26 protein-coding genes are annotated in these 25970 nt (G+C 59.8%); 15 read left to right on the forward strand and 11 right to left on the reverse strand.

The genetic code is table 11. The features are described 5' to 3' along the window. Positions 1–651: 651 nt before the first annotated feature. Positions 652–1338, reverse strand: a complete 687-nt coding sequence (locus tag QN315_RS08210) for a DUF6338 family protein (RefSeq protein ID WP_323992848.1) — start codon at positions 1336–1338, stop codon at positions 652–654. Positions 1339–1580: 242 nt separating this feature from the next. Here QN315_RS08210 and QN315_RS08215 point away from each other — a divergent pair, with 242 nt between their 5' ends. Then, positions 1581–2213: a recombinase family protein gene (locus QN315_RS08215; protein ID WP_408904607.1), complete on the forward strand. Its 633-nt coding sequence runs from the start codon at positions 1581–1583 to the stop codon at positions 2211–2213. 112 nt (positions 2214–2325) lie between these two features. Here the strand turns inward: QN315_RS08215 and QN315_RS08220 are convergent, their stop codons facing one another. Next, complete coding sequence (locus tag QN315_RS08220; RefSeq protein ID WP_323992852.1) at positions 2326–2883, reverse strand: recombinase family protein; 558 nt, start codon at positions 2881–2883, stop codon at positions 2326–2328. A 151-nt stretch (positions 2884–3034) separates the two neighbouring features. On the opposite strand from QN315_RS08220, the gene QN315_RS08225 reads away from it, so the two are divergent. The 4 genes from QN315_RS08225 to QN315_RS08240 all read left to right on the forward strand — a co-directional run bounded on the left by QN315_RS08225 (position 3035) and on the right by QN315_RS08240 (position 5733). Continuing rightward, a complete protein-coding gene (locus QN315_RS08225) occupies positions 3035–3430 on the forward strand; it encodes a hypothetical protein (protein WP_323992854.1) in 396 nt (131 codons plus the stop codon). Next, positions 3427–4212 (forward strand): hypothetical protein, encoded by a 786-nt coding sequence (locus tag QN315_RS08230; RefSeq protein ID WP_323992855.1) that lies wholly within the window; start codon positions 3427–3429, stop codon positions 4210–4212. The genes QN315_RS08225 and QN315_RS08230 overlap by 4 nt, the downstream gene beginning before the upstream one ends. Before the next feature lie 484 nt (positions 4213–4696). Beyond that, positions 4697–5080 carry a hypothetical protein gene (locus QN315_RS08235; RefSeq protein ID WP_323992857.1) on the forward strand — a complete coding sequence of 128 codons (384 nt, stop codon included), beginning with the start codon at positions 4697–4699 and terminating at the stop codon, positions 5078–5080. 158 nt (positions 5081–5238) lie between these two features. Next, a complete protein-coding gene (locus QN315_RS08240; RefSeq protein WP_323992859.1) occupies positions 5239–5733 on the forward strand; it encodes a metallophosphoesterase in 495 nt (164 codons plus the stop codon). A 231-nt stretch (positions 5734–5964) separates the two neighbouring features. On the opposite strand, the gene QN315_RS08245 is transcribed toward QN315_RS08240, so the two are convergent. From QN315_RS08245 to QN315_RS08275, 7 genes are all read right to left on the reverse strand, one after another. Continuing rightward, positions 5965–6315: a hypothetical protein gene (locus QN315_RS08245; protein ID WP_323992861.1), complete on the reverse strand. Its 351-nt coding sequence runs from the start codon at positions 6313–6315 to the stop codon at positions 5965–5967. Between the two features lie 583 nt (positions 6316–6898). Then, positions 6899–8977, reverse strand: a complete 2079-nt coding sequence (gene topB / locus QN315_RS08250; protein ID WP_323992863.1) for a DNA topoisomerase III — start codon at positions 8975–8977, stop codon at positions 6899–6901. Next, on the reverse strand, positions 8974–9447 hold the full coding sequence (locus QN315_RS08255) for a hypothetical protein (RefSeq protein ID WP_323992865.1): 474 nt from the start codon (positions 9445–9447) through the stop codon (positions 8974–8976). The genes topB and QN315_RS08255 overlap by 4 nt, the downstream gene beginning before the upstream one ends. Before the next feature lie 67 nt (positions 9448–9514). Beyond that, positions 9515–9997, reverse strand: a complete 483-nt coding sequence (locus QN315_RS08260; protein ID WP_323992867.1) for a hypothetical protein — start codon at positions 9995–9997, stop codon at positions 9515–9517. A 214-nt stretch (positions 9998–10211) separates the two neighbouring features. Next, positions 10212–12533, reverse strand: a complete 2322-nt coding sequence (locus QN315_RS08265) for a DotA/TraY family protein (RefSeq protein WP_323992869.1) — start codon at positions 12531–12533, stop codon at positions 10212–10214. Continuing rightward, complete coding sequence (locus QN315_RS08270; RefSeq protein ID WP_323992871.1) at positions 12530–13024, reverse strand: hypothetical protein; 495 nt, start codon at positions 13022–13024, stop codon at positions 12530–12532. Before QN315_RS08270 ends, QN315_RS08265 begins: the two co-directional genes overlap by 4 nt. Positions 13025–13041: 17 nt before the next feature. After that, entirely contained in the window at positions 13042–13389 is a 348-nt protein-coding gene (locus QN315_RS08275; RefSeq protein ID WP_323992873.1) for a hypothetical protein, read from the reverse strand. Positions 13390–13586: 197 nt separating this feature from the next. Here QN315_RS08275 and QN315_RS08280 point away from each other — a divergent pair, with 197 nt between their 5' ends. Together QN315_RS08280 and QN315_RS08285 are read left to right on the forward strand one after the other, a co-directional pair. After that, entirely contained in the window at positions 13587–13799 is a 213-nt protein-coding gene (locus QN315_RS08280; RefSeq protein WP_323992875.1) for a hypothetical protein, read from the forward strand. Positions 13800–13809: 10 nt separating this feature from the next. Beyond that, positions 13810–16962, forward strand: a complete 3153-nt coding sequence (locus QN315_RS08285; RefSeq protein ID WP_323992877.1) for a MobA/MobL family protein — start codon at positions 13810–13812, stop codon at positions 16960–16962. A 22-nt stretch (positions 16963–16984) separates the two neighbouring features. Here the strand turns inward: QN315_RS08285 and QN315_RS08290 are convergent, their stop codons facing one another. Then, positions 16985–17674 carry a hypothetical protein gene (locus QN315_RS08290; protein ID WP_323992879.1) on the reverse strand — a complete coding sequence of 230 codons (690 nt, stop codon included), beginning with the start codon at positions 17672–17674 and terminating at the stop codon, positions 16985–16987. A gap of 494 nt (positions 17675–18168) precedes the next feature. Here QN315_RS08290 and QN315_RS08295 point away from each other — a divergent pair, with 494 nt between their 5' ends. The 4 genes from QN315_RS08295 (at position 18169) to QN315_RS08310 (ending at position 21613) form a co-directional block, all read left to right on the forward strand. Continuing rightward, positions 18169–18405 (forward strand): hypothetical protein, encoded by a 237-nt coding sequence (locus QN315_RS08295; RefSeq protein ID WP_323992881.1) that lies wholly within the window; start codon positions 18169–18171, stop codon positions 18403–18405. Positions 18406–18444: 39 nt separating this feature from the next. After that, entirely contained in the window at positions 18445–18771 is a 327-nt protein-coding gene (locus QN315_RS08300; RefSeq protein WP_323992883.1) for a hypothetical protein, read from the forward strand. Between the two features lie 383 nt (positions 18772–19154). Beyond that, a complete protein-coding gene (locus tag QN315_RS08305; RefSeq protein WP_323992885.1) occupies positions 19155–19922 on the forward strand; it encodes a VOC family protein in 768 nt (255 codons plus the stop codon). Between the two features lie 122 nt (positions 19923–20044). Continuing rightward, positions 20045–21613 (forward strand): D-aminopeptidase, encoded by a 1569-nt coding sequence (locus QN315_RS08310; protein ID WP_323992887.1) that lies wholly within the window; start codon positions 20045–20047, stop codon positions 21611–21613. Between the two features lie 65 nt (positions 21614–21678). Here QN315_RS08310 and QN315_RS08315 read toward each other — a convergent pair whose 3' ends face one another. Beyond that, positions 21679–22044 (reverse strand): hypothetical protein, encoded by a 366-nt coding sequence (locus tag QN315_RS08315; protein ID WP_246285785.1) that lies wholly within the window; start codon positions 22042–22044, stop codon positions 21679–21681. Positions 22045–22170: 126 nt separating this feature from the next. On the opposite strand from QN315_RS08315, the gene QN315_RS08320 reads away from it, so the two are divergent. From QN315_RS08320 to QN315_RS08335, 4 genes are all read left to right on the forward strand, one after another. After that, positions 22171–23382, forward strand: coding sequence for a serine hydrolase domain-containing protein (locus QN315_RS08320; protein ID WP_408904608.1), 1212 nt, complete (start codon positions 22171–22173; stop codon positions 23380–23382). A gap of 108 nt (positions 23383–23490) precedes the next feature. Beyond that, positions 23491–24297, forward strand: a complete 807-nt coding sequence (locus tag QN315_RS08325) for a hypothetical protein (RefSeq protein WP_323992889.1) — start codon at positions 23491–23493, stop codon at positions 24295–24297. Between the two features lie 145 nt (positions 24298–24442). Then, positions 24443–25573, forward strand: a complete 1131-nt coding sequence (locus QN315_RS08330; protein WP_323992891.1) for an LLM class flavin-dependent oxidoreductase — start codon at positions 24443–24445, stop codon at positions 25571–25573. A gap of 85 nt (positions 25574–25658) precedes the next feature. After that, positions 25659–25859: a hypothetical protein gene (locus QN315_RS08335; protein WP_323992893.1), complete on the forward strand. Its 201-nt coding sequence runs from the start codon at positions 25659–25661 to the stop codon at positions 25857–25859. Positions 25860–25970: the final 111 nt, after the last annotated feature.

A 25970-nucleotide genomic window follows, 5' to 3' on the forward strand; every position in this document is an offset into this window, starting at 1 on the left:
GAAGATGACTCCCCTTCTTTTGTTGCAGCAGCAGTCTGCCTGCTATCAGGGAGTAAGTCTTCGCTAGGTTGAGCAGCAGATGGTAGACACATGCCCATCACTACACGCTGTGCAAGTGCAGGGAATGGCCGTGGTGAAGATGGGCGCGCGCCCATCTGACTGTGTAATGATATAACGGTCGGTGAGCCATCCTCGTTATGCTCTGATGCACTCATGATTTGTCCTTACTATCGCCAGACGAGTTCCCCGTTGGCCGAGAAGTCTGCGCAGCGGCAGGAAGCGGTCGGGGAGACGACGGACGCACTCCCATCTGCCCTTTCTGAATTTCTGGAAGAGGGCGAGGGGAAGAAGGACCGGAGCCCTGCTGACTTTCCAAAGACACGGTTATTTCTGAGAGTTTCGGCTGATTTTCGGGCTTGGTCACGATTTATCCTTGCGACGTGTTTGCTAGAGCATATTATCGTGAGCCTTTGGTCGCCTGAGACTTCGGCACGACGGTCTGATGGATGATTGAGCTACCTGACTTACTGACAACGTATGTCTGCCGAGTGGCAGCCAGTTGTGTCGCTGTCGGGCGTGGACCGCTTGGCTTAATCCCTTGACCGTCCATTGCTATCGTTCTGGTCATATGCAGGCGTGTCTGCTTTTTCATCACTGTGGCTCCTCATCGGTATCGCTCGACGCAACATCGTGCGGAAGAACTTCCATATAAACAATCTCGGCGCGCTCTGTCAGCAAAATTCCTGGCCCCTTCAACTCGGTGATGCTGTATGTTGCCTCTTCAGGAGCTTCAGCATCATTGTCAACGGTGACAGGACGTTCGATGAAGGCGTCGGCCAGAAATACCTCTCGCTTATCGCCCTCGTCCGAAAAGTACTCAGGCCAACCTGTAATCATGGTCCCGTCCCGCAGGTAGGCTCGTAGCCACGCCCTCCGATGCTTTGTGAAAACGTCTTGCCAGACATCGACACGACCGCTTGAGCGAGTAATCCTCAACCACCGCAGCAGCCAAAAGACGAAGCCCCATACCGATAGAGCAGACCAGATGAGGCCAGTCAGCAAGGACACCCCCAGCAGGCACAATATCGAAAGACTATGGCCCTCAAATAACGTCTGTGGATGGTCAGGGGCATAGCTCATGGGGAACTGTTGCAGTCCCAACCATAGCGCAATGACTCGGTAGAAGACCTCGTCCACGAAGGCCCATACCAGAGAGTCGATTACTATCCGGAAGTCCGTTCGGCTCCGCTGGGGTGTCAACGACACGATGATTCGGTCGGTAACGAAACCGGGCAGGAGAAAAATGAGAACCGCAAGGGCGGCAAATGTTGCTGGCATTAGCCGATATTCTCACGAAGGCCCTAAAGGTGCAACTCGGCGTTGGAGGACGTTGTGTACAAATCGAGAACAACTCGACATGCAAGAAACAAGAGAAAAATGCAGTTCGATTGAAAATAAGTATCGGGGAAGAAGGGTGCGTAAACCATTTCTTTTATGCACACGGCATAGACTATAATGATTTTGCGGGGCGGAGCGTATGCAGAACCCCGTATTCATAAGTAAGCGGGGAAATTGTTGCCATGCGCTACGGATACGCACGAGTCAGCACGTTGAAGCAGTCAGTCGGCAGTCAGATGCCCGACCTCACCGCGCACGGTGTCGAGGCAGAGAATGTATTCTCCGATGTCGGCGTGTCAGGCTCCACCAACGCCCTGGACCGGCCCGGTTTCGCCGCCATGGTCGCAATGCTGAATTGTGGCGATGAGATTGTTGTCACCAAAATCGACCGCTTGGGCAGGTCCACAGCCGACGTGCTTCACACGCTCGACCACATGGACGGCATCGGCGTCGAGGTGGTGGTCATCCAGCTTGGCGGTAAAATCTCCGGACCGCTCGGCAGGCTACTGCGGACAGTCTTGGCGGCGGTCGGGGAGTTTGAGCGCGACCTCATTGCCGAGCGTATCAATGCCGGGCTCGAAAACGCCCGCAAGCACGGAACGAAATCCGGCAAGGCTATCGGCAGGCCAAGGCGGTCAGGCCGAGCGGTTGACCTTGCCCTGCGCCTGGTCGAACAGGGACACAGCCACCGTGATGCCGCGCAGATTGCCAGAATCTCGCCGTCAACCCTCACCCGTGCCCGGCAAAGCTATCGGTCGCCCCCGGAAATCCGGCAAGGCCGTCTCCCTGATTTCAGCCAAATCAACGGTGGATAGGCCAAAGCGGAAGCAGGACACGTAACAGAATCGGTCGATTCCGGGAAGCCGTCAATGAGACCGATGCGAGCCATATCAAAAAGGGGATTTCCGTGACGGTTCTATGAGGCACCTATATCGCCTGAACCGTCCGCCAGACCGTCATGCGTGATACGTCCAAGATGCCGGCAATCCGGGTCGCCGACATCCCCTGCGCCTTGAGGTCGCGCACGTGCTCGCGCTGAACCGGCGTTAGGGCGGGAGGTCGGCCCAAGACCTTGCCACGCTCCCGCGCTGCGACAAGACCGGCCTTGGTCCGCTCCCGGATAATCTCCCGCTCGAACTCCGCGAAGGCCGCCAGTATTGACAGGAACAGCCGCCCGTTGGCTCCACGCGTCTCGATGCCGAGATTGAGAATCCTGACGTTGATTCCCTTGTCGTGTAGGCTCCGGATGAGGGAGAGAACGTCCACGGTGTCGCGACCGAGGCGGTCAATCTTAGCGACGACAAGACTGTCATCGGGTCTGAGGCGACGCAACAGGGCCGACAGGACAGGCCGCTTCCTGGCTGGGGTCCCGCCCGAAATCTTCTCCATGGTGATATCCGTGACGCCCTCGGCGCGCAGGGCGATGACTTGCGGTTCGTTCGTCTGCTCGTCGGTCGAAACGCGGGCGTATCCGTATCGTGCCATGAAGCTCTCCCATTAAAAATGACAGGGATTTTGATACGGTCGAAGATACCGATTGTTCCTGCATTTAAAGAGTATGAACAAAATCGACCGAATATGCACGGGCTTCGGTCGGTTAGAGCCGAGATACTTGATATGACCTTGGAGGGATGGCGTGAAGGGATTCTATACGGTTAAGGTGGCTTTAGTGTTGGCTTGCACCTTGGCAGCGTGTAGCGCGACGGACGGAAGTGATGCGCTCAGAAACGAAACCACGACATCCATCAACCAGAAAATCGTTGATGATGTAACGACGAAAGAGCAGGTTCGAGCGGCATTCGGTGAACCTCAGGAAACTTCTGTGGATGGTTCGGGGCATGAAACCTGGAAATATTCAGCCGGAAAGTTTCAAGGGAATGTCCTCGGCTACATCCCTGTTGTAAACGGGTTTGCGGGCGGCGGCACCAATTCCGACACCACGCTGACCTTGGTTTTTCGGGGAGACCGTGTGGCATCTCATTCAATCTCGCAGTCGAAATCGACTGTCGAGTCGGGATTGCTGAGCAAATGAAAAGAATAAAAAAGGCTTTTGTTGCCCTGGCTGTTTTCGCGACCATTCCCTCGGTCGCATTTGCAGACAACGTGGTGGTGAGTAAGGACACGGAATTTCCTACGGTGAATGTCTCAGGTGCATCCATCGATGTGCTAGGGATTACTCCCGGAATGTCATCTGATGCGGTGAAGAAGATTTTTGCCGACCGTTCGGGGAAAAGCACGGAAGATTATTCTGTCACGTCGGGTTTTTCCTATCGCAGTGTAACGGTAACTTCTCAACCGTATGTGGTTCGGTCAGACATCGACAATTTCGGTGATAACTACGAGCATTTGTCGGCGGAGTTCACTAGCCCGGCAACCAATAGCGGAATAATGTATTTGGACCGCAGCCTCAGATACAGCAATCCGCTAACCGCCCCAACATTTGAATCCGTGAAAGGCGCCATTCTTAAGAAATACGGTTCACCTTCATCAGCAACGGAAGCGCCTTCAAGCGTAGATTATACTTGGGCCTACGGTCCGCGTGGGAAAATCGCTAATGCTTCCTACAGCGCGTATGATATGGCCAAATCAGGCAACATGTGCGTGAGCTATGCTAACGAAGGTTTGTACCTTGTTCTCACGATAAGCGTGACTAAAAACGCGTCTGACCCCAGTAGGGCGGAACTAATGACGGTTAACATGAATGACAATCTGGCTTGCAAAGTCGATGGAATTGCTATGACTGAACAGCTATTTACCAAGGCGACAACTATATACGATACTCAGGCGAAGGCGGGGGCCGGTCCAGCACTATGAGTGAATGTCTACCGTCGCCATGAATAAGACAGGCTAAAGGAATCAATAAAGGCCGCCGGGCAGCATGACCGCCCCCCGCGTTACCCCCACATACCACATATCCATCGGGCTCCCTTGGCTACACGAAAGACGCCTTCCGCCCGGTGGATATGCTCCGCTTCGCTCCGGCCCTCGGCTGGAGTGCGGGGATAACGCTATGCCGGAGCAATAAAAAAGGGCAGTCCGAAGACCGCCCTTTGTTCCTCGAAGCGCAATGAAAAACCCGAAGGTTAATTTCTATTTCTAACTCCATATAGGAGAGTAAAACTCTAAACCACTTTTTCAGCGGCACATGTTCTTCGAGGAACAAATTGAATTTATGACCTCTCCGTGCCAGATGCAAGGGTGGAATAATTAACGTTTGTACATCTCAATCATACTGCCTTCTTGCCAATCCCTTTCTTCGCAGGCCATTTGAGCAGGGAACACGAGAGAGGCCAGAAGCATGATTGACTGCGAAATTTACGAGTACCGCCAAGAGCGAGCGAAGTTCGACCGTGTGCCATCTGCCCTGGTCGGGTTTGACCATCTCAAGCCATCTATTATCCAGGCATATGAGGGCGGGGCGTCTTTGGATGAGGTGGCCACTATGGCAAGCAACTTGATTGGTCGGAAGGTGAGTGTCGATATCGCATGGGAGGTCCTTATCATCACGGCTGAGTATGTCGAGGCTGACGACGATGACTTACTAGGACTGACAGGCGCAGAGTTAGACGCTGTCATTCGCGAACGGCGGCGGTTCTGCGAAGTCCATCCATTTGACGATGAGGCACGATTCAGTCTGCATGAGGCAGAGAACGAGCATCGCAGAAGGATGACGGGTGGTTGACCTGTCGACAGCCCATCCATCATATCTGACATGTAGAAGTCTCGACTGAATAGAATGCAAATCTGAGTTTTGGGGCAAAAGACGGACAGTATGCGGCAGCACTGGCGGAAGGCCCTTCATAGGTCGACCGCATTCCGTTCGGATGATACAGTAATCCAATGACAACATGGTTCACTTCCGACCTTCATTTTGGTCACAAAAATATTCTGAAGCACTGTAATCGGCCATTTGAATCTGTCAAACAGATGGACGCCGTTCTCATTACGAATTGGAATGCGAGAGTCAGGCCAACGGACGATATATGGTGCTTAGGTGAATTCTGCTGGAAAAGTCCCGAACGCTATGGCGCGCGGCTGAAGGGCCGGAAACATCTGATTGTCGGAAACCACGACGGGGTATCTGTTCAGACGTGGGATGGTTGGACCAGCGTTCAGCACTATGCCGAATTAAAACTGGATGACCGAAAGCTGGTTCTTTTCCATTACCCGATAGCCGAATGGAATGGTTTCTATCGAGACACCATTCATCTGTATGGCCATGTGCATGGAAATAGACCCTTCACAGGCTCGTCGTGCGATGTGGGGGTCGATTGCTGGAACTTTTCACCCACTTCCTTAACTGAAATCTTGGGCGTCATCGGCGGAAAACTCTGATTGTCCTTGGCTACCTCGACCTCGTAAACAAACGGACGTCATTGTTATGTCACCGTCGAACCTATTGACACAGCCCCCAAAATCGACCGATTACGGTAACTGTATCGAAACATGTCTACGCATTTGTGCGGCCGGAAAAGGAAGGAACCGATGGATATCGGGAAAATTACGGAGAATCCCCTGGTTGCAGGAAGTGATGGCGGCCGCTCCGTCGCTAATATAAATTATATTTTATATATCATCGGCTTCTTTACAGGCATTACAGCCCTGGTTGGAGTGATTCTCGCATACGTCAACCGGCAAAATTCCATACTTCCGTACAGGTCGCATCTCGACAGTCAAATAAGGATTTTCTGGCGGGGTATAGGAGCCGGGGTCGTCATCTTCGTGAGTTCCTGGCTTGCTGCCCTCATTGGGGCCGTCACTTTCGGGATTGGCTTCGTTCTCTATCTTGTCCCTGTCGGCGTAGGGCTCTGGTGGTTCGTTCGGACCGTCATGGCCATCATTAAAGGGATGCAAGCCCTCGGGCGCGGCGAAGGCATCTGAGAAATTCTTCACCAGAGTAAAAAAGGTCATTGCCATGGCATTAAAGTATTCCATTCGAGTCTTCGGAATTGCTACCGCTCTCACCCTTTCAGGATGTGGGGATGGAGGCCCTTCGAAGGAAGAAAGCGCAAAAGCAATAACTGCAGCGGTCTCCCGGCTCAACCAGAGTACATTCGGGCTCTTTAGTGCAGTTAACGGCGGCCATACGCCCGAAATTAAGGTTGTGAGCAGAACATGCAGGCAATATGGCGACTTTGAGAATACTTACGACTGCAAGGTCGAATTCACATCGGATGGCGAACCTAAAACCCGAAATATACGCTTCATTAAATCCGACCGTGGACAATGGAGAATGTCTGCTGAACAGCCAAATTAGCTAAACTAACGGAATCAATAAAGGTCGCTGACCACCACCCGCGTTATCCCCACATACCACAGCATTTCAACAGGCTCCCTTGGGCTACGCTGAAGACGCCCTTCCGCCTGTTGAAATGCTGCTCCGGCTACGCCTACGGTCAGCCATCCGGCTGACTGGAATGCGAGGATAACGCTACCCATTGTTTGCCGGGACAACGCACCGCATCCGTGATGCGAAAGGAAGTCAGCAAGCTGACATCAATCACGCAGCCTTCTTGCCACTCCCTGTCTTCGCAGGCCATTCGGAGTGTTTGCATTCGGGATAGTTCGTGCAGGACAAGAGGACGTATTTCTTCCCGTCCTTCTTGCTCGTGATTTCCTTGGTCTTCATCACGCCCTTCCGGCACTCTGGGCAGGCTTTCCCATCCCCCGGCAACGGCTTCACCTTGCTTGCGGCAGGCTTGCCACCCTCAACCCGCACGACCGAACCTCTCGCCGCATCAACCCGACTGGTGATGTCCGTCACCTGCGCATCAAGCACCGCGTCAAGCGTCAAGCCGCCACCTTCAACCTGCTCCATCGCGCCTTCCCATCGCGCCGTCAGGCCCAGCGAGGTCAGGTGCGACGGCAGGGCAGCGATGACCGACCGGCCAAGGGGGGTTGATTCGAGCCCGGTCCTTCCCTTCCTCGACAGAAATCCACGCTTCAACAGGGTTTCGATGATGTCCGCCCGCGTCGCCTCACGTCCGATGCCGTCGCCTTCCTTCAACCGCTTCCGCAACTCCGGGTCAGGCTCAAACAGATGCGCGCTGGCCATGGCCGCTATGAGCTTCTGGTCCGAAAATGCAGGCGGCGGGCTTGTGCGCTTCGCTGACAACGCAACATCCCCGACCTGGACCGCATCGCCTTCCGCCATCGTCGGGAGCGTCCCGGCAGGCATATCCTCGCCTTCCTCATCATCGTCGCCGCTGGCCATGACCGCGCGCCAGCCATCAGCCAACACCCGGCGACCCGTGGCGCGGAATGTGTCTGCCCCGACCTGAATCACAGCGACTTGAGACTGGTAGCGGTAGGCGGGATGGAACTGCGCAATGAACGCGCGGGCAACCAGCAGGAACACAGCCCGTTCGGAGTCCGACAGCCCGGCCAGCTTGTCGGCCCTGAACTCTCCCGTTGGAATGATGGCGTAATGGTCGGAAATCTTCGCGTCATTCCATGCCGCAGACTTCAATGCCCGGTCAACTCCAACGACACCAGCAGACAGGTCAGGCACCCCGGCCAGGGCGTCAAGAATGCCCGGAGCCTCATCACTCAGAATGGACAGGGGCAGGTGCCGGGAGTCGGACCGGGGATAGCTGGTCAGCTTTTTCTCATATAACGACTGAGCGGCTTCCAACGTCTCCTTCGCGGTCAGCCCCAGCTTCGACCCGCATTCGGCCTGCAAGGCCGACAGTGAGAATGGCAGCGGTGCGGCCTTGCTCTTGTCCACGACCGTAAATGACGTCACCCGACCGGCCTGACCTTTTGACCTGGCGCAAACGGCTTCGGCAGCGGCACGGTCAACCAGCCTTCCTTCGGAGTCCAGACCCGCCATATCGTCGGGAATGACGAACAATGCCCGGAACTGCCCGCCCTGATGCACCACGGCGGCGTCCGGGATGAAGTGGTCAACCGACTTGAAACCGGCCCGCAGATTGTCGCGGTCAACGACAATCCGAAGGGTCGGCGTCTGGACCCGCCCCACGGAAATCATCGCATCGGAGCCGCCTTGCCGGGCGAGCAGGGTATAAAGCCGGGAATATGTCATGCCATGCTGCCAGTCCGCCCTTTGCCGGACCAGCGCCGCGAGATACAGGCCACGCTTGTCGGCGTTCGGCAGCAGGTTGCGGACGGCGGCAACCAGGTCCCGCCGGGTGACGGTCTGGGACCACAGGCGGCGGACGTTCGACCCGTGCGGGTCTATGCCCCAGGCAACCAGGGCTTCGTCAACCAACAACTGTCCTTCCCGGCCCGCATCGCCAGCATTCACGATTGTCTGCGCCTGCCGTGCCAGCTTTTCGACAATGCTGACCTGTTTGCGCTTGTCGTCCGGAACTGACAACCGCCATTCATCAGCGCGCAGGACGATGGGCAGGCTCGACAGCGACCATTTCGCCCATTCCGCACGATATTCCCCCGGCTGGGCTTGCTGGAACATGTGCCCGAAGAACCATGTCACCGTGTCCGTGCCGACAGATATGAATCCGTCTCCGCGCCGTTCCGGCTGACCGTGAATTTCGGATAGCGCACCGGCTATTTCGCGGGCGAGCGATGGTTTTTCGGCGATGTAGAGAGTATTCATGCCGTCGCTCCTTCTTCACGGGCCACCGCATCCAGCGCCCGGAGGATATCGAGCCAGCCGGACGCAGCGCGGCGAACATCAGGCTTGACGGCATCATAGGTTTGCAGCGTGACCAGTCCGCCCGCCCGCCCGACGAACCGGGCGGGCAGCAATTCAGGGTCATCACCCGGCCAACCCTTGCCGACGACCGCGACAAATTCTCCATAGCGTCGGTCGAACAGCACCCCGAGGGCATGCGGACGGCACAGCACGTCATCCGCCCAAATTTCCAGATAGATATGACCCGCACCGCTGGGCAGACGGAAATCATGGCGCTGGCGGCGGGTTGCGCGCAGCCTGCCGACATGTTCCCGGTCGAATGTGCGCGCCTCCGATGTCTGCCCGGCGGCGCGGTGGACAGCATCGACCAGTCCGGGAGCCGCGCAGGGATACAGAAGCGGAAGGGGGCCGGTTCTGATGGCGTCAAGCATAACAGTTTCTCTTGATATTCAAGGAATTATAGTACGCCGGGCATGCCATCCGTATGAGAAATCGACCTCACGCGCCCCACTGGTCCGCCATGGCCTCGGCAATCCCGGGATACGTCTCCGACCTGATTTTCCAGCGGTCCGGCGATGGCGGCAGATTGTGAATCCTCGCCTCTCTGCCTTCGACAATTGCCGTTGGCGTCAGGGGTGGCAAGTTCTGGAGCCAAAGACATGTTGCCTTCGTCTCCCCGTGCCCGAACTGCCACGGCTGGATAATCTGGTCCGGCCGACGCCAAAGGCTCGACATGACGCAGACCGGGTTTTCGATGGCGATAAGCGGAATCCTCGCCCGCGCCAGCGACATGAAAAACGACACGGCGCATTGTTGCCGACCATCCATGCGCTTGCCATCGAAATGCCGCGCCCCGGACACCGACAGGTGCGTGCAGGGCGCTTCGGTCGGCAGCAAGTCGCAGGACATCGCATCGTGTCCGCGCCGGATGAACGCATCCCGCACTGCGCCGCTATATTCGCATGCAATCAATACGCGCATATTGAACATTCCCTTTTTTCAGGGAATGTTCACCCGCATTTATGCAAGCGACCCGGAACGCATCATCTATTCCACGTTATTGTTTCGTATTTCATACCGTCATCATGCCGGTATCATGCCGTCATCATCACGGCATGCTCACCGCCCAGGCTGTCGCCCTGGCGGTTGCGCAAGGGCACCCGGCAGGGCGGCGAACCGCCCCGCGTGGCGCAGGTCACGACGACACCGCGCGTTCGGTCGTCGCCATCCCGCCGCCAGCTTTGCCAGCGCCCTGGCCGCCAGCATCGGGGGTTTTGCCGCCCTTGCCACCAATTTTCGCCACATCGTGACCGGCCGCACCGGTCGTTTTCGAGACGATTCCGCCGATTGTGTGGGACGGACTATCAATGCGCAGGTTTTCAGTCGCCCAGCCAATCAGTTTCCCCGCAAGCTCCGGCATCGACGTGATGACGCGCGTGGACAGCGTTGTGACTTTCCAGAACATCCAGCCTTCAAGAATCAGCATCACAAGCGCACCGATAATTCCACCGCCGCTGTCAGCAGTTCCGGACAAGGCCGCAACAGAGAACGAGCGCGACACGATTCCAACGCCTGCATTCAGCACCTGCATCGAGAAAATCAGGCCGAAAACGGTCAGCGGAATGCGCAGAAACAGGCTCAGGAGCAGGAGATAGCCGGACTTTTGCTGTTCATTGATGAATTCTGAACCGTCTAGCCGGACGTGCATCAGCGCCCATAGGGGCAGGACGACGAACGCCTCGCAAGTGGCGACGAGAATCCCGAGCGCGGCAACGGTAAATTCAATGAAGGGTGCCATCGGGACGAGATATGCATGCTCGATACCAACGCCGATGAGCATCAGCATAACAATGCCAAGCCACGACAGTGGCCCCGATGAGAAAATCCCAGCTACAGCCGCAACACCCGCCGGACCGCCGAAGATGGCCGCAATGCCGAGCCCGCCGAAGATGAGACCGCCGACAAGATTGAGCAGTTCATTGCCAAACGCAGACAATTGCTGAATCGGAGAGCCGTTCGCGCCCGAGGCGTCCAGGCCGACGAGATACTTGTCACCCAGCGAAAAAACCTTGGAAAACAGCCATTTTTCTACACCATGCAGAGACGCCGTGTTCCCGTCGGTGCTACCCGCGAGTGCCGCATTACGCAGGTCGGCCGTGTCATCTGACTGATTCCATTTCATCGTCAGTCCGGTCAACAGGTCTTCATCCGGCTGCATGAACCGCCGCGCACCGCCCCACGAATCAACGTCGATGTGCCCGGACTTGTCGGTTTCGGCCATCGGCGGGATGGTGACTTGCGGGACATCGGATGCAAGGGAGTATGCGGCAGATTGTAGGCGGGACGCGGACATATAGAGCATTCCCGCCGTCATCCAGCCGTATTTATTGCTGTCGTTCACCAAACTTGCGACTGCGCTATTTGACCCACCTTGCACATCCACGAGAGTCTGTGCCGCCGCCTGGAACTCGGTATCCATGGTGGTTTTCGCGCTGTTCACGGCATCCGTGAAGATTTGCGAACTCTCAGCATGCATTTGCGCCAGCGTTTGTCCGGCATAGTGTCCAGGGTTAACAGTGTAGTCGAGAGAATGATACACGCCCATTGCGATGGTATTGCGAGCCCGCTCGATGGCCGCGAGGCGCGCTTTATCAAACGTAGTCACCGTCGAATCACCGCCAGAGCCGACCGCGAAACTGCCGGAAATCTGGCCACAAACCCCATAATCCCATGTGACACTTTCGCGGTTCGACTGCGCCGAGGACTTGATACTGCCGCCGGAAAATACGGAATCAAACCGGTTCATCAGATTGCCAAAACTGACAGAAAGGTTTTCGCCCGTGCTGGCCCCGACATGTTCTTGCGGCATTTGCGTAGGCACGTCAGACGGCCAGCCAACCATGCCGGGTTCAGCCAAAATTGACTGACGGCACAGCTCCGCTTCCGTGAAATCCTTGACCAGCGCCCCCGTCGCCGGGAGGGCCGGGGCGCTGGTCAGGTTCGGGGTCACTAGGCCGGTCACATACGATGTCCAGACCACATTTCCCAGCGAACCACCACACAAGGCGACATAGATTACAAGCACTTGCGCAAGACAGAAGCCCTTTGCTGTCGGAGCCAGCATGCCGATGCCGTAGCACAGGCGCAGCGGTGCCCAGACCTGATGCCACCGATGGCCGAGAATGACGCCCTCATGCGCTGTTGCGACAGTTCCAGAGATGAAATGCCATGCCATCATAGATGTGGCGACTGCCATCAACACGACTAGAAAGCCCCGCATTGCGGTGCGGACGCCCTGGAATGCTTGCGTATCGCCACCGCCGAGGGGGCCGACACCGGGGAAAATCATTTCGAGAGACTGACGCCACCAGTCTGTTGAGCACGGCGCGGCAAGCCCACCGGTCAGGAGAGAGCCGGACGCGGAACAGGTTGTTGTAATCGTGGTCACGGCATGGGCCAAGGTCGGGACGAGGACACAGGCCACGGCCGCAAGAAATACAAGGTGCGTTTTCTTCATTTTCCGGCCCCCTTTTCCTTCGTGAGCTTCGGGAGCAGGTTTGCGTCGTTCATGTAGTCCCCGAACGACATCAGAGCGCGCGTCCGGAATTGGTAGTTTGCAAACCCGTTTCGGAGCGCGAGCATGATGCAGATGACCGCCGCGCATGCCGCCGAAATGGCATCAATGATATCGTGGTCGCCGAGCATCGAGACGGCTGGCCAGAGGAACGCAATTCCGGGCACAGCCGAGAGCCAGAATAGCCAAGCAGACAAGCGTGTTCTTCGCTCTATTTCAGCATCGTTTACCGAATATGTCCGTGCGGCAACCTCGAACCGTTCGCGAGGGTCTGTCGATTCTGTAGGCAGTTTAGAAATCTGTTCCGGCCGGACCATGTTGCCGAAGCGCACAAAGGGCCTGATTAGTGTCCGCTTCACCGACCAGAAAATGGCAATGATATCGTCTACGCCGGTGATGAATGCAGCAGCACTTTTTATGTTCTCTTTTCGCATCGTCGTCGCCCCTTCTTTCAGTCAACAACCGAGATGAGAGGCATGGCCGCGACTGGCGCACGGACGGCATTGCAGACCCGCTTGCCGCCCAGCGTGGAGATAATCGCATCGGCATCACTGTCGCGCGTCAGATATGTGCGCATGAAATCAATCAAAGCCACGATATGATTCCCGTCGTCTTCTTGTTCGCAAAACTCGACTGCGGCACGACCAAGCGCGCACAGTGCTTGCGCCTCAATTTTGCGACGTTCGGACTTCTCTTTCTTGAGCATAGCGCGCTTGATTTGTTGAACGGCCAGCCGCTCACGCTTGATGCGTTCTTGTGCGCGTTTCAGGTCATTTTCGAGTGTATCGGACGCAGCCATTTTAACCCCCATAAGTGAATCATTTCACATGGGGCAAGTGTATGGTCACGTGATGTAAGAAATCACGATTATCGAAAGAAATCTGTACCCGGATGCCTGCTGGCGTGCTATAAGAAGCCATCTATTCCATGCCCGTCGGCATGGATAAGCTCGATTATACGGTCGCTGCGCGACCGTCATCTCGTAGAGAGGTCTTCATGTCCAAAATGCCCAACACCACCCAAAAGCAGCGTTGGCCTCTCCGGGTCCGCATCTTCCAAGCCCTGACCCTCATTCCCCTGGCGTTCGTGCTTGCGGGTCTGGCTGTCGGTGTCGGCGGCGCGGAAGAACTTGTCGCCGCTGCAAGCGTGCCTCTTGGCGCATACGGCATCGGCGCGCTCATCCGCCCGCACCTGATGGGCGAGCGATAAGGCATGCCCCATGACCGCAGCAGCATCAACACAGGAGATTGTTGAACGCAGAGTTCACTTGAACTTCAAAATGGGTCGGGTCGGCGAGGTGCTTGACCATGCCGCATATTATCTATGTGGACGCATTCCCGACCGCCTGACGAATCAGGTATTCGACCACTCCCGCAAAGCCCGCGAACATTACGGTCGGTTCACCCTTTTTCCCGACCACATAGACCCCACGCCTGATATGTCTGACCCGGCCATTTTTTGGCGCGAGGCAGAGGCGATGGAGCGGCAAGCAAACGGGCAGGTTTCCAGGCGCATCCTGTTCACCATTCCACGCGGGCTCGAGCGCGAAAAACACCGCGAATACCTGACACACTGCCTCGCTCCGCTGGTCGGAGCGGGCATGGCGATTCACATCGACCTTCACGACCCCGGCGCGAGGGACGGCGGAGAGCAGCCACACGCGCACATAATGACTACTATGCGCCGCCTGAATCCGGACGGCACATTTTCGAAGACGAAGGCCCGCGAATGGAACGCCATGTTTCGGGCTGGCGATGGCAAAATCATGCGCGCGCAATTCGAAGATAGAGGCAACCGCTGGCTTGCGGAAAACGGCTATAATATCCGTCTGCGCATCCGGTCGAATGAAGAGCTTGATGGACCCGACGCCCTGCCGCCAGAACCCCAGGTCAGCAGAGCGGAAATCGAGACAACGAAGCGCACACCGGACGCACCATCTCCGGCAATAATTTCTCTTGAAAAACACAGAGAATTGCATCGGCGCGCAGTAAAATCGAAGAGAGCCGTTGACGGGCTTTCTGCCGAGATTGTGCGCCTTGAAACGCACATCAGAGAAGACCGCCAGCGGCTCCATCAACAGCATGGAGCGGACAGGATGGCGACGAGACAAAGAAACGGCTGGCCCGGCGGCACGGACGGCTATGCAGCATTGCCGGATGCACTGAAAGCATCGGCAAGGAAATCATATGACGACTGGAAGGCCCGGCAGGTCGCGGACGGCAAGGCAGAGGCCGACATTTTCAACCTGACCGATTACGTCGATTTCGTCCAGGCGCGCCGCCGCGAGGATATGGGCTGGCGCTTCGAGAAGCCGGGCGACAACGCAAACGCGGTCCGCAGCGATAGCGAACCCCCAGCGCCACCAGCCGACGACATGCCGGACGATGACGGCTGGGACCGCGCAACAAGGTTTCGTGCGCGTTTGCTGGCTGGGCACTACAAGATTTCCGAAGCCAGTTTGACCCCGGCCCAGGTCGCGGCCATCAGCAACATTCGCCTGGACCGCAAGCGCGGTGTGGCGACCATCGAACTGGCCTCGGGCGACACATTCGAGGATTTCGGAGACAGAATCGTCAGCGCCCGCGACCCCAGCCCCGAGACGGCGGCCCATCTCGCCCAGGCGGCGCAGCGACACGGCTGGTCGAATGTGAATCTCACAGGCACCCCCGCATATCGCGACGAGGTGGCGATTGCTCTGGCATTGCTGGAACCTCCGGTCGGGCATGATTGGGAATTGTCGGACGACGCAAAAAAACGGCTTGACGAGGCTCTTGCGGCGAGAAAGGCGGCGGTCGAGAACACGAACGCAATCCGGCCGGTGGAGATGGTCCAGGCGAACGAGATTACGCCGGTTGTTGCGCCGGTTGCGGAGCCGGTCGAGCCTGCGCCAGAACCGGTGGCCGAGGCGGAACCGGTGGCCGAGGTCATCCAGCCTGCGCCCGTTGAGCCTGCGCCAGCCGCGCGCACGGTGTTCGTGACGAACCCCCGTGATGCCGAGCAGGACACCGATATCGCGGCCATGCGCACGCGACTTGCATCTGACGCGCCAAAAATGGCGGCAATGCCAGACGAGGCGCTTGAAAACCGCCTGAAATCATCGTTCCCGCACTATAATCAGACCGGTGACACCGAAGCCGACGCCGCCGCCCGCATCTCTGCCGTCGCGGCATGGCGGGCAGCACAGCAAGCAAAGAAGGAAGCGAAAAATGCGAACGATGAGACGACTGCACAACGCAATGACACTCTCAATCCCGGCGCTGATGGCGCTGTCCATCGCCCTGCCGGTGTCCATGCATCCGGTCAAGGTGGCGCACATGCTGGCGCAGGAATGGGCGATGTTCGACCGCAGCGGTCTGCCGGTGCTGTTCCTGCTGACGCTTGGGCTGGCGGCGCTGATGTGCGTGGCCCGGCAGCGGCTGGACGCACGGGCAAACATGTAATCATGCGCAGGCTGGCCGAAATCCAGCGGGAATACCGTGCTGCAACCGCATCGGTTCCGAGTGTTGACGACATGATTAAACCGCAGGTCGCGGCGCTGGACGAGGAAATCCGGACGCGCAGGGAGAAGGGACAGCGGCTTGCCGACGACGCCTTCGGGGCTGACACGGCGACTTACGGCGCACGATACCGCCCCATCAAACGCTGGTTGGCCCAAAATGAGGCCCGGAAGCTGGGGGCCAAGGGCGCGGAAGAGCAGGTTACGGCGGAGAAGCTGGAAGCCGGGCGGCCTGAAATCATCGCGGAAGCGCGGCGGATGGCGTCGGAAGAGCGGGGAAAGCTGCTGGTCGAGGCCATGAACAAGGTGCCAGGACTCAAGGATGCCGTCGAAGCAGGCATCGCAATCACGGGCGCGTTGCAGGCACGGGACGAGGCAACGACACTGGCCCTGGAGACGGGGGACTTTGCGGCGGTCACGGCGGCGGCCCAGGAATGGAGGCAGAAGCAGCACCAGGCCGACGAACTGGCACGCAAAATCGAGGTAATTGACCAGAATATTGAGTCCGCGAGAAATGATGCAGTTGTCGCGAAGGAGAAGTTCAACGACGCATCAAGCCATGCGGGATTGCTCCGGAGCCCGCTTGACGGGGCACTCGCGCCATTCAAGCGCCACCGACTCATCAAAGCCGAAAAAGCAGCCGTCAAGGCTGTGGTGGCAGCGAAAGAGACGGCGAACGAAATGGTCAAGAATCGCGACAAAGCCGTGACCGACGTTAAGGCCGAAGTCCCGGCGCAGATGACCCGCGAGCAGAAAGAAGCCGCATTCCGCGCTGAAATCCTGCGCGCCGAGCGGCAGCGGGAGGAAGACCGCAAGCGCAGGGAAGCGACGGAGGCCCAGCAGGGACAGGACAGACCGGCCCACGCGCCGGATTGACGCGCCTACCACTGGTCAGCAACTAATCAAAGGTCGGGAAATCATCAGGTTTCCCGGCCTTTTCTGTATGTTCCGGTTCTGCTTCCGCCGACGCTTCCATCATCGCCGCCAGCAGGACAGCCCTCTGGCGCAGCAGGTCGAACGCCGGTCCGATATGAATTTTGATGATACGCCCATCGTCCCGCACGACTGGTGCCAGCGCAGCAAACAATGCCTCGTCCGCCTTGGCCGCACCATCGACCTCGGCCAGCACCCCAGGCATAGCGGCCAGCCGGGCAGATGCCGCCCGGACATCCGCACGCGCATCAAATTTGGCAGTTTTCCGCGCCCGGCGGCGATTCATGGTTTCGACGCTGGCGAACTCGGAACGCATGAATCTGTCGCGCCCGGTCGCACGCCAGACCCGGAGCGCATGGCGGGCTGCTTTGATAGCTAACTCCTTATTTTTGCTTGTCTTCGTCCATCGGAACCAACCATCTGGAAGGGCCTTCGCCTTCCTGACCGCTTCCTTAAGTTCCGTCGTCCGAGCTTCCTCTTTCGCTGATATCGCATCGAAATCGACTTCTGTGCGGACCGGACGCTTTGCCAACAGCGCCTTGTCGGCGCTCTCAATATCCCGCAGGTCCGCCGACAGCTTGCGCATCAGCCTGCGCCAGAAGGCTGCATCGTTCAGATATGTCAGCCGCACACTGTCTGAAATCTCTTTGCTCATGGCAGAAAACTCCCGGTTTTCCGCCAATTATCGCACATGAGACAGCAAGAAAGCCCGGATTGCGGATGGTGGTGGGGGTCAAGGTGGGGGCGAAGTTTTTATTAAAACATTTTTCAATGTTGGGCGCGCTCGACAGGGTTAGGCATCATAAATTGATGAGAGAACTCATGACCGTTTTTCATGTAATTCATGAGTTAACATGGCGGAAGGGCTCGTGGGGTGTCAGAAGTCAAATGCGCACATTTAATCGTGATATTATAGATACTTATGCTCAAATTCCGAGCCTATATGGTGCATGGAAGCCTTCATAAACTCACGAAGCGGCTCATGAAAACATCATGTATTTTGTCGGTTATAATATGATGATGTGAGGTATATGCTTTGTTGTGATTTTTTGGTCTTGTCGTGTATTTGACGCTAGCGGCGGTTCGTACTACGGTTTTCTTGTCGCAACCAAGGAGGACGGGCGACAGTGAGAAGTAAGGAAGCGAACAGTGACAAGTGAAAATGGGAATGCCAACGGCGTGTCTGATGAAGAGGCGGAGATTTTGGCGGATAGGCTGCTGGGAGCGATAAGTATTTCTTCTGTCAGTATTTCGAAGAACGGCGTGCCGGTCGAGATGGACGCCGGTGAGGCTGAGGTGTTGTCGATGGAAATGACCGAGGAATTACAGAAGAGCATCAGAGCGGAACTGATAGCGGACATAAAGATGCGGCTCAGAGAGGGTTGAGCGCATGTCGATAAACCATCACAAGGAAAGGAACGAGCGATGACCGAGGAATCTGCCGTTTATCACAAGGACTTCGGCAAAGATATCTACGACGCGGAAATCCGGGTCATGCGACCCGAGCCGAAGGTGTTCCGCTGGCACGGGCATGAATATGAAGATTGGTTCGACGAGATGTCGCGCGGCCCACTTCACGACGAGCTTGAAGAACGGGCAGCGGCCGGAGCGACAGAGGCAGACCTCACGAGGTGGCTTGAAGCGGCACTTGGCGACGAACGGTTTGCGGTGCTGGTCACACTCGAACGCGACGAGCATGGGGTGGCGATAATGGCGGACATCGCGAGAATCGGTGAGATAGTCGCCGCCTGAAGTTTGACGAGTAGCACCAGCCCGTGGCACTAATTGGTGGCACTAGCGATGTGAACGCAACTCATTGTTTTTATTAATCAATAAATTGGTGTGGAGAAGATTTTTCTCCCCTATGGGACGCCACGTCCTTTTCAGGACGGGAAAGTGCAATCCACAAATACCGCAATGTTAACAGGCTTGGTGGAACAGATTTTGTTCCGAATGAGAGCCTGCCTCCTCCTGTCGCGGACCTGCCGGCGGCCGTAATTTCCGTCCTGTAGGCTCTACTTGGGAATGAAAGGAGGGGTTGAAGCGGGTTCTCGCGCATACCACCATGCTCTTGGGTGAAACAGGTCCTGTCGAGCGTCTTCGGAACATCGGACAGGGATGCTGGGAGAAGCGTCATGTCGACCCTACGAGATAAATTCGTCTGGTACGAACTCCTGACCCGAGAATCGACGGCGGCTGCGGCATTCTACTCCAGCGTGATTGGCTGGGGCGTCAAGGACGCCGGAATGCCGGAGATGAACTATACTCTGCTGAGTGCTCAGGATGTCCCGGTTGCCGGCTTGATGGAATTGACGCAAGCCGCCAGCGACATGGGCGCGCGGCCGAGTTGGATCGGGTATATCGGTGTGACGGATGTCGATGCCGTCACGGGCGCGATCCAGGCCGCGGGGGGCGCGATATATGTTGCGCCGCGCGACATTCCTGCTGTCGGCCGCTTTGCGGTCGTCAGCGATCCGCAGGGCGCCGTGTTTGCCCTGTTTCATGGGCAGGGGGAAGGTCCGAGGCCGGAAGCAGCGCCGATGGCGGTGGGGCATGTCGGGTGGCGAGAACTCAGCACCTCGGACCAAGCGGGGGCGTTTACGTTCTATGCCGGGTTGTTCGGCTGGACCAAGGGAGACGCCATCGATATGGGGCCGATGGGTGTCTATCAGATTTTCGCGATAGATGGCGTGCCGGCGGGCGGGATGATGACGCGGACGGACGTGGCGCCGGGGTGGCTCTATTATTTTACCGTGGCGGGCATCGACGCGGCGGTGGCCAGGGTCGGCGCGGGTGGTGGGCAGGTCGTTCATGGGCCGCAGCAGGTGCCGGGGGGCAGTTGGATCGTGCAGTGCGTGGATCCGCAGGGGGTGCCGTTCGCGTTGGTGGGGGCGGTGCGGTGATTATGGGAAATGGTGGTGTTGCGCGCGCTTTCATCTTGAATTTTGAGAATAAGAATTGATCGCATTTTGTCTGCGCCGGGCATGTGAGTAGACTGGTTTTTTCGGCCGCCTGACGCGAGGACATGATGGGAGCATTCGATCTTGATGCCGCCGGGCGGTTCGTTCGGGCGTTGCCCGAGCGATTCAGGGGGCCCGGCGGTGTCGCGGGGATCGTCAAGGACGGGCGGGTCGTCCTGAAACAGGCCTGGGGCTATGCGGATCTCGGGCGCCGGCTGCCGATGACGGAGGCGACCCCTCTGCCGATCTGCTCGATCAGCAAGCATTTCACCTGCGCCGTGCTGCTGGACCTGGTCGGCGACCCCGCGCGGCTGGACGGGCGGGTTGCCGCCCACCTGCCCAACCTGGAGGGGCCGCACCCGAGCATTGCGCAGCTCTGCCACAACCAGTCCGGCCTGCGCGATTACTGGGCGCTGACGGTCCTGCACGGCGCGGATGCCGAAGGCCGGTTCCGGCGGGTGGACGCCGCCCCGCTGTTCGCGCGGATGCGGCGCACCCATTTCCCGCCGGGCTTGCTCTATTCCTATTCCAACGGGAATTTCCGGATCCTGTCGGACATCGTCGAGGCGGAGGCCGGGCGGTCGCTGGGGGAGTTGTACGAGTCGCGGATCTTCGCGCGGGCGGGCATGGAGACGATGCGCTTCACCCCGGATACGGCGGCATCGGCCGGCGGGGTGGTCGGCTATGAGGGCAATGGCACGGTCGGTTTCTTTCCGGCGGCCAACAGGATCTTCTGGACGGGCGATGCCGGCCTGTCGGCGAGCCTGGACGACATGCTGGCGTGGGAATGTTTCATCGACCGGACACGCGACGACGCGGACGGGTTGTATCGCCGGCTCGCGGCGCCCACGCGTTTCGCGGACGGGACGCCAGCGCGCTATGGCTTCGGGCTGGGCCACGAGCGGATCGGCGACGTCGCGGTGACCGGGCATGGCGGCGCGCTGCGCGGCTTTCGCTGCCAGCGCCTGCACGCGGCGGCGGCGCGGCTGTCGGTCGTCGTGATGTTCAACCATGAGCACGATGCGCGGGGGGCGGCGTCCGCGATCATGAAGGCGGCGCTGGCGCTGCCGGAGGCGGCGGCCGGCCCGGCCGGACGGAGCGATCCGGGATGGAACGGCGACTATCTGGAACCGCAGAGCGGGTTGCTGCTGACGGTCCGCGCGCGCGGACCGCGGCTGGACGCGCATTTCGGCACCCTGGCCGAGCGCCTGGCCCCGGATGGCAACGATGTGGCCCGTGCCGGCGGCATGACCCTGACACGCCAGGGCGCGATGATTGCGATCGACCGGCCGGGCGAGAATTTCCGCGGGCAAGCCGGGCGGGTCGGCGGCGCGGCGCGCCCGGATATCGGCGGGCGGTATCATTGCGCGGAGCTGGATGCGAGCCTGGAGATCGTCATGGCGGGCGACGATGTCGGCTATGTCGCCTGCAGCGGCTTTCTGGGCGACGGACCGATGCAGCCGATCCATGCGGTGGGCGAGGATGTCTGGATCATGCCGTGCCGGCGCAGCATGGACGCGCCGGCGCCGGGCCGATGGACGATCCACGTGACGCGCGGCGCGGACGGCGCGGTCAGCGGGCTGCGGGTCGGGTGCTGGCTGGCGCGGGACCTGCGCTATGCCAGGCTGGCGTAGGGGATGCGGGAAAAGATAGATCCGGGGCGCGGCGGGGTCTGGCACCCCGCCGCGCGGGATCGGGATCAGAACGAGGCGTTGCCGTTCGGATTGCCGGCGGCCGGGGCGGCCGGCTTGGGGGTCATCTGGCCGGGCGCGGTCGAATGTTCGACGTCATAGGCCGTGGCCTTCTGTTCGTAGGTGCCCTTGGTGCCGGGATGTTCCTGGTCGTACAGGGCGGCCTTGGCGCGCGCTTCCTTGCGGTATTCGTGGCGGACATACATGCCCGCCGCGCAGCCGCTTACCGCGCCCAGCACCCCGTGATGCGCGACATGGCCGCCGACGGCGCCGACCGCGCCATATTTCAGGCAGCCGCCCGGTTCGGCCCGCACCGGGCCGGCCAGACCCGCCAGCAGGACGACCGACAGCGTTGCCGCCACTTTCTTATGCATCGAGACCTCTTCGTCATTCCACCCGGCTTGCGGGCCATTTAAGAATTGTAAAGCACCGGTCGCCATCTGGCAAAGGCAGCCGGCATGGCGCCGGTGCCGCAATTTCATTCGTGTGAGAGCAGTCCCATGCCCCAGACCGACGATGCCCCCCTGCCCCCGCCGTGGCTGGATCGGCGCGGCATGTTGCGGGGCATGGGCGCGATGGGGATGGCGATGAGCGCGCTGGGCGTCGCATCCTGCGCGACCGGCGCCGATTTCGCGCCGGTAGACCGGTTGCTGCACGGCGCGGCGCAGCGCGGGGACGTGCCGGGCGTGGTCGCGGCGGTGGGGCATGGCGGGCGGGTCGTATATCGCGGCGTGTACGGCCAGCGCGCCCTGGTGCCCGAGACCGAGCCGGAGAGCTGGGACACGCATTTCGACATGGCGTCGCTGACCAAGCCGACGATCACCGCCCCGGCGGTCATGCAATTATGGGAGCAGGGTGCCTATACGCTGGACGAACCGGTGGCACGGTACCTGCCGGAGTTTGCCGCCAACGGCAAGGACGGCATCACGATCCGGCATCTGCTGACGCATTATTCCGGCCTGCCGCCGGACCTGGACCTGTCGACGGACTGGCACGGCAAGGACGAGGCGGTGCGGCGGGTCATGCTGACGGTGCCGACGCAGAAGCCGGGCGTGGCGTTCGTGTACAGCGACATCAACTTCATCACGCTGGGGCTGCTGGTGGAGCGGGTCAGCGGGATGACGCTGGACCGCTATGCCGCGGGCCGCATCCTGGCGCCGCTTGGTATGCGGCAATCGGGGTTTCTTCCGGCCGCCGCGTTGCGGCCGCTGATCGCGCCGACCCAGTTCGACCCGCAGGCGGGGATGCTGCGCGGGGTGGTGCATGACCCGACGGCGCGGCGCATGGGCGGGGTCGCGGGGCATGCCGGGCTGTTTTCCGACGCGCACGACATGACGCTCTATGCCCAGGCGCTGCTGGACCGGCGGGCGGGGCGGCCCAGCGCCTATCCGCTGAAGCGCGATACGCTGGAGATGATGACCACGCCGGAGCAGCCCGCCGGCAGGACCGACCTGCGCGGCCTGGGATGGGACATCGCCACCCATTATTCCACCCCGCGCGGCGCGGTGTTTCCGGTGGGGTCGTTCGGCCATACCGGCTTTACCGGTACCTCGCTGTGGATGGACCCGGGGAGCGATTCCTATGTGCTGATCCTGACCAACCGGGTGCATCCGTCCAACAGGCACGGGCGGCAGATCATCCAGTTGCGGCACGACGTGGCGACGGCCGCCGCCCAGGCGCTGGGGCTGGGGCTGGATGGGGGGCCGGCGTAACACCGTCCTCCCCCGGCGCCCCGGCGCCGGGCACCGCAACCCGACGGAGTGTCAAAACGTTCACCCGAGCGGCCGTACCGGCCCCGATATTCGGGCCGACATTCGGGCGTGCAAAATCGCAGCCCATATACCGGCAAGAATCCACAGATCGAGAAGCCGGCACCGGTCGAGAATGTCCCCTGCCCTTCGGACACCATCCGTGAGAGACGATCAACGTGGTATCGAGGACGCATCCCAATGCCCAAGTCATCTATCGTCTCCTTCCTCGTGAAGGAGGTGAAGGAAGCGCTTCCGCCGATGATATTCTTCGCCATCGGGTTCAATCTGATCGTCCTTACCACGAACCTGATTCTGAGACATTATCGACTTCAATTCGCCAACCACCTGCTGGCGACAACGGCGGCGCTGATCGTGGGGAAAGCCGTGCTGGTCGCGAACGCGCTGCCGTTCTTCCATCGTTTCGACAATGCGCCGCTCATCAAGCCGGTCCTGTTCAAAAGCAGCATATATTTCCTGGCGACCGCTGCGGCACGCATTCTTGAACGATTGATCGAATTTCTGATTCATGGCGGCACGGCAAGAGGACTTCCGGAATACGTTACCGCGAACTTCATATGGGGCCGGTTCCTGGCGGTCCAGATCTGGATCGCGGTGCTTTTCCTGATCTACACGTTCATTACGGAACTCAACAGGCTGTTCGGCGATGGTGAACTGTCCAGGATCCTGTTCACCTGGCGTCCGACGGAACTGAAAAGCGCGCGCCGGAGAAAAATCCGCACGTTGACGACGCTTGCCCGGCTGGCGGACGCCCATACCGTCGATGATCTGCGCAATCCGGCAACACAAGCCCATGCGGAGATGATCGCGCTGATCGGCAGTCTGGCGAAGGCTCCTTCCCCTTCGCGGCGGAGGTGATGCTACCGCAGATCTGAATGCGCCCGCCCGCGCCACCAGGGGCATGAGCCCGCGCAAAGCGACACTTGAAAGATCCTGTCGCGACAGGCGCGGCGGCACGGCGTTATCCTGCCTTCCTTCGGGAAGTCCAATGCGGGGACGCGACATGCCTGTCGAATTCATCGGCTACGTGGCCGGGCGCAACCAGTCCGAGACCATTCCGGGCGGCGGCCCGGCGGTTGATCCGGATTATATCGCCACCACCGCCATCTTGCATGAAAATGCCGGTTTCGACCGGGTGCTGGTGGCCTTCCATTCCAATTCGCCCGACAGCATCGTGATCGCGCAGCATGCCGCCGCCGCGACCCGTCGGCTGGGGCTGCTGATCGCGCACCGTCCTGGCTTCGTGGCGCCGACGCTGGCGGCGCGGCAACTGGCGACGCTGGACCACATCACGCGCGGGCGGGTGGCGGTGCATATCATCACCGGCGGCAGCGACGTCGAATTGCAGGCTGACGGCGACAACACCACCAAGGCCCGGCGTTATGCGCGCACCGCCGAATATCTGGACATCGTACGCCGCGAATGGACCGCCGCCGCGCCCTTCGACCATCACGGCACGTTCTACCGCATCCATGGCGCGCAGTCGCAGGTCCAGCCCTACCGCCCCGAAGGCATCCCGATCTATTTCGGCGGGGTGTCCGACGAGGCGATCGCCGTCGCCGGGCGGCATGCCGACGCCTATGCCCTGTGGGGCGAGACCTATGACCAGGTCGCGGAACTGATCGCCCGGGTCCGGGCCGCCGCCGCCGCGCATGGCCGGCCGCCGCCGCGCTTTTCGCTGTCGCTGCGTCCGATCCTGGCCGATACCGAGGACGCGGCGTGGGCCGAGGCGGCCCGCATCCGCGGCCGGATCGTCGCGTTGCAGGGCGACGCCGCGACGGCCGGCGCGGCGGCGGCGCTGGACACCGCCGGCGCCCGCCCTGCCGCCGACAGCCTGCCCACCAACGAGGGATCGCGCCGCCTGCAGGCACTGGCGGCGCGCGGCGAACGGCTGGACAAGCGGCTGTGGACCGGGGTGGCCGCCGCGACCGGCGGGCGGTGGAATTCGACGTCGCTGGTCGGCACGCCGGACCAGGTGGCGGACGCGATGCTGGATTACCACCGGCTGGGGATCACGACCTTCCTGATCCGCGGCTTCGACCCCATCGCCGACGCCCATGCCTATGGCCGCGACCTGATCCCGCGCGTGCGCGCCCTGGTGGCGGCGGACGACGCCGCGCGGTCGGCCGCGTGAGCGCCGCCCCCGCCGGGCGACGGGCGACGGGCGTTCGCCCGGGGGGTAGGACGCTGGGGGATGGGCGGCGCGCCGCAGCTACCGGGTGCAGCCGATCACCCCGCAGGCCCTGGCCGCCCAGCAGCGGATCGCCGATTTCTTCACCGCCCTGGGATTGGTCGCCCCCGTCCCGATGTGGCGCGCATGCCGGTCCGGCACCCGGCGCCGGCATAGCCCCGCAGACCGCCCGGATAATCCGGTAAAATTCATCGGATACATTAATATTGCCAATATAATTATCGATTAATATAGAATAAATGTAAAAATTAAATTTGTCTTCACGTCATCGTCATGCGTGAATTCTTGTGATTCCGGCTGCCGCAACCCGTCGCCGGCCTTTCCGATCGCAAGAAAGTAC

It is taken from the genome of Nguyenibacter sp. L1 (assembly GCF_035199985.1).
GTDB classification, from domain to species: domain Bacteria; phylum Pseudomonadota; class Alphaproteobacteria; order Acetobacterales; family Acetobacteraceae; genus Gluconacetobacter; species Gluconacetobacter vanlangensis.

Bases quoted from the DNA above. Each gene is read 5' to 3' on its own strand.
- QN315_RS08310 (WP_323992887.1), top strand. From the start codon at position 20,045: ATGATGGGAGCATTCGATCTTGATGCCGCCGGGCGGTTCGTTCGGGCG.
- QN315_RS08300 (WP_323992883.1), top strand. From the start codon at position 18,445: ATGACCGAGGAATCTGCCGTTTATCACAAGGACTTCGGCAAAGATATC.
- QN315_RS08305 (WP_323992885.1), top strand. From the start codon at position 19,155: ATGTCGACCCTACGAGATAAATTCGTCTGGTACGAACTCCTGACCCGA.
- QN315_RS08240 (WP_323992859.1), top strand. From the start codon at position 5,239: ATGACAACATGGTTCACTTCCGACCTTCATTTTGGTCACAAAAATATT.
- QN315_RS08220 (WP_323992852.1), bottom strand. From the start codon at position 2,883: ATGGCACGATACGGATACGCCCGCGTTTCGACCGACGAGCAGACGAAC.
- QN315_RS08290 (WP_323992879.1), bottom strand. From the start codon at position 17,674: ATGAGCAAAGAGATTTCAGACAGTGTGCGGCTGACATATCTGAACGAT.
- QN315_RS08270 (WP_323992871.1), bottom strand. From the start codon at position 13,024: ATGCGAAAAGAGAACATAAAAAGTGCTGCTGCATTCATCACCGGCGTA.
- QN315_RS08235 (WP_323992857.1), top strand. From the start codon at position 4,697: ATGATTGACTGCGAAATTTACGAGTACCGCCAAGAGCGAGCGAAGTTC.
- QN315_RS08285 (WP_323992877.1), top strand. From the start codon at position 13,810: ATGACCGCAGCAGCATCAACACAGGAGATTGTTGAACGCAGAGTTCAC.
- QN315_RS08230 (WP_323992855.1), top strand. From the start codon at position 3,427: ATGAAAAGAATAAAAAAGGCTTTTGTTGCCCTGGCTGTTTTCGCGACC.
- QN315_RS08320 (WP_408904608.1), top strand. From the start codon at position 22,171: ATGCCCCAGACCGACGATGCCCCCCTGCCCCCGCCGTGGCTGGATCGG.
- QN315_RS08265 (WP_323992869.1), bottom strand. From the start codon at position 12,533: ATGAAGAAAACGCACCTTGTATTTCTTGCGGCCGTGGCCTGTGTCCTC.
- QN315_RS08330 (WP_323992891.1), top strand. From the start codon at position 24,443: ATGCCTGTCGAATTCATCGGCTACGTGGCCGGGCGCAACCAGTCCGAG.
- QN315_RS08280 (WP_323992875.1), top strand. From the start codon at position 13,587: ATGTCCAAAATGCCCAACACCACCCAAAAGCAGCGTTGGCCTCTCCGG.
- QN315_RS08315 (WP_246285785.1), bottom strand. From the start codon at position 22,044: ATGCATAAGAAAGTGGCGGCAACGCTGTCGGTCGTCCTGCTGGCGGGT.
- QN315_RS08275 (WP_323992873.1), bottom strand. From the start codon at position 13,389: ATGGCTGCGTCCGATACACTCGAAAATGACCTGAAACGCGCACAAGAA.
- topB (WP_323992863.1), bottom strand. From the start codon at position 8,977: ATGAATACTCTCTACATCGCCGAAAAACCATCGCTCGCCCGCGAAATA.
- QN315_RS08215 (WP_408904607.1), top strand. From the start codon at position 1,581: ATGCGCTACGGATACGCACGAGTCAGCACGTTGAAGCAGTCAGTCGGC.
- QN315_RS08255 (WP_323992865.1), bottom strand. From the start codon at position 9,447: ATGCTTGACGCCATCAGAACCGGCCCCCTTCCGCTTCTGTATCCCTGC.
- QN315_RS08260 (WP_323992867.1), bottom strand. From the start codon at position 9,997: ATGCGCGTATTGATTGCATGCGAATATAGCGGCGCAGTGCGGGATGCG.
- QN315_RS08210 (WP_323992848.1), bottom strand. From the start codon at position 1,338: ATGCCAGCAACATTTGCCGCCCTTGCGGTTCTCATTTTTCTCCTGCCC.
- QN315_RS08245 (WP_323992861.1), bottom strand. From the start codon at position 6,315: ATGGCAATGACCTTTTTTACTCTGGTGAAGAATTTCTCAGATGCCTTC.